At 45.8% G+C, this 603-nt stretch carries 1 pseudogene; it reads left to right on the forward strand.

Features of this window, described 5'->3' with window-relative positions:
• Positions 1 to 603 (forward strand): annotated as a pseudogene (locus ACWHAR_RS29415) (F0F1 ATP synthase subunit beta); the annotation flags it as partial.

Raw genomic sequence — 603 nt, forward strand, 5'->3', positions numbered from 1 at the left:
GCCTGAAATTTATAATGCGATTAAAATTTCACAGCCAGCTGCAAGTGAAAACGAAGTAGGTATTGATTTAACGCTTGAGGTCGCTCTTCATTTAGGTGATGATACAGTCCGTACAATCGCAATGGCATCTACAGATGGTGTTCAGCGCGGTATGGAAGCTGTAGATACAGGAGCGCCAATCTCAGTACCGGTTGGTGATGTAACACTTGGACGTGTATTTAACGTTCTCGGAGAAAATATTGATTTGAATGAGCCGGTTCCTGCGGATGCGAAAAAGGATCCGATTCACAGACAGGCGCCTTCATTCGATCAGCTTTCAACAGAAGTTGAAATTCTTGAAACAGGTATTAAGGTTGTTGATTTGCTTGCTCCTTACATTAAGGGCGGTAAAATCGGATTGTTCGGTGGTGCCGGTGTAGGTAAAACCGTATTAATCCAGGAATTAATCAACAACATCGCGCAAGAGCACGGCGGTATCTCTGTATTCGCCGGCGTAGGAGAGCGTACTCGTGAAGGGAACGACCTTTTCTACGAAATGAGTGACTCTGGCGTAATCAACAAAACAGCCATGGTATTCGGACAAATGAACGAGCCGCCGGGCGC

The sequence above is a fragment of the Bacillus sp. LR--39 genome (genome assembly GCF_053613335.1).